Annotated in this window: 4 protein-coding genes; all 4 read right to left on the bottom strand. The window is 58.1% G+C overall.

What is annotated here, in order from left to right; all coding sequences use genetic code 11:
- Positions 1-499 (bottom strand): recombinase family protein (locus tag RTS12_RS19715; protein ID WP_312531670.1); only part of this gene is annotated, 499 nt, incomplete at its 3' end.
- A gap of 108 nt (positions 500-607) precedes the next feature.
- Entirely contained in the window at positions 608-1,123 is a 516-nt protein-coding gene (locus tag RTS12_RS19710) for an MT-A70 family methyltransferase (protein ID WP_312531667.1), read from the bottom strand.
- Positions 1,124-1,179: 56 nt separating this feature from the next.
- Entirely contained in the window at positions 1,180-1,572 is a 393-nt protein-coding gene (locus RTS12_RS19705) for a hypothetical protein (RefSeq protein WP_312531665.1), read from the bottom strand.
- Between the two features lie 60 nt (positions 1,573-1,632).
- On the bottom strand, positions 1,633-2,061 hold the full coding sequence (locus tag RTS12_RS19700) for a hypothetical protein (protein ID WP_312531663.1): 429 nt from the start codon (positions 2,059-2,061) through the stop codon (positions 1,633-1,635).
- Positions 2,062-2,179: the final 118 nt, after the last annotated feature.

Raw genomic sequence — 2,179 nt, 5'->3', positions numbered from 1 at the left:
ATCCAAAGGCTCGACCGCCCGCTGAAAGACCCTGGCCAACCCGCCCGCTTAGGCCTCGGCGAATTTTCCGCGCATTATCCTCGCGGAAGAGTTGCCCAACGAGGCCTCGCAATCCGACTGTGACGGTCGATGCTACCCCTTCGTGGACGGCCATGATCTCGACACCGGCAAAAGAGAGGCGTTTATGGATCCCCGCAAGATCTTCCATGTCGCGAGACAGGCGGTCCAGCTCCTCGACAATCACGACATCAAAGGCCCCATTCCTAGCATCCGCCAGAAGCTCGAGCAGGCTGTCGCGCCCCAAAATCGACGCGCCTGACCGGGCTGCATCCGCATAAAGGCGTTGCAGCGTGAGGCCGTTGACGCTCGCATATTTTCGGATCAGCGCCTCTTGATCTTCTATCGAGCGCTCGTTCTGCAGATCGGTCGAATATCGGCTGTAGCCAACGGCTTTGCCGGTCAACGGCTCAATTCCTTCGCGTTTCCAGTGCTGCGACATGGTCTTCCCATGCTCTGCGGCGGGCGAGTTTAATGATCAGGTCTTTTAGGCTCTGATCAACAACCTCTCGGTCTTCGGCTGTCAACAGTGTGGTCTTTTGCGTGGCCATCATGCGACCTTTCCAAACTTCTCAGATTCATTGCCCCAGTTCGACCAACCTGGTCGGCGCTGGCGGCTGAACACTTCAATCCGGCGCGCATGCGGCATCAGCCGTTCAGCCTCGGCGAACGCCTCATCTGGCTTGCGGGAATGTTCGCGGGCAGGGCCTTCGAAAACAGACCTGACATTCCTTTCCGTCTTCGGTGCACCCCGCGTTCCGATCAGGAACGGCTCGCCTGCACAGCGAAGAATGTAGCCCGTGCCAAATGCCAGCTTTCCGTGTTTGGTGCGCTTCACCCAATGGCCGGCGGTCTTGAAGGTGAAGCCCCATGCTTCCAGCGTGGCCATGCCTTCCTTCAGCATGGGGTTGGTGACCCAAAGCCAAAGCAGACAGTTCTCTGCTGCCAAAGCGCTGACCGGCATCGCCATGATGTCGTCGATCGACATGCAGGAATAATGCGCAGCCGCGTTCTTCTCGATGCCGGTTTCTGAATAGTTTTTGTAGAGCCATGGCGGGTCGGCCATGATCAGATCGAATCCCCCGGCGGGGCGGATCTCGATGAAGGATTGCAGGACAGCGTTCATGCCGTGCGCTCTGCCATGATCTTGGCATGGATCTCGCGAATGGTCTCGATCGTGCGCGAGATAAGGTCAGGCTCTGGCCGGGAGACGGGTTTTACTAGCGTGAAGCGTGGATCGGTCTCATGGCGCGGATCTGGGTCCGCTTTCTCCCAGGTTGCGCGGTCAAGTGAGATGTCCGCGGAGCGCCGATTGAGCTTTCCTGGCTCGCGGCAGCCGCTCGATGCCTGCAGCACGCGGGCGCCACTGATCTGCAATGCTGCTCCGATCTCTCTTGAGCTGAAACCATCTTCTAGCCTGGCTACGATCCAGCTCGCGCGTTCGCGCTTCAGCTCATCGGGGGCCTCGGAGACCATTGGGCCAATGATGTGCGATGGTGGTGAAAGCTTGTTCATCAGAAGTCCTTTCTCATGGCGCTTTGGGTGCTGGCCCGTGTAGAGCCAGACACCAAAGCGTCACTGCATCAGCTCGCTGCTGTTCGTGGTGAGTGCTTCTGCGCTGCCTCTAAAGTCCACATCAGGCAGGATGGATTGAGGCTTGAACGTGACGCGATAGTGATAGGCGCTCACTTTTGCTGGTTCGATTTGCTCAACGAATGCGGTTGCATTATCCGCCAAGACCAATGTGTGTCGTTTGTAGTTGTCGCGTCCGGTTTTGCAGATCACGTTGAACGCCGTCCCGGCTTTATTCAGATCCATCGAGCAAAGCCCCTCGATTTCCAGCATGTAGCTGTCGGAAAAGCCGTTGTAAAAAACGATACGCCGATTGATCTCAAAGTTATCCGCAGCTTTGGAGACGTTGCGGGCCGCAACCGTGGCGTCATCTTCGCAAGATCCCGCCATGAGGGGCAGGCACAGGGCGGGAATTAATAAAAGCCGCTTCATCGCGCAGGTTCCTTTCGAGATTGCCCGGAGCCTCCGGGCGCGGTTGGGTGAATCGATGCCCTATCAGCCGCCGCCAGATTGCTGAGAGGGCTTCCTGCCGCGCCAACGCCGAACTGCG

This window comes from Paracoccus sp. (in: a-proteobacteria) (genome assembly GCF_032007265.1).
Taxonomy (GTDB): domain Bacteria; phylum Pseudomonadota; class Alphaproteobacteria; order Rhodobacterales; family Rhodobacteraceae; genus Paracoccus.
This window is presented reverse-complemented; position numbering and strand designations above follow the sequence as displayed.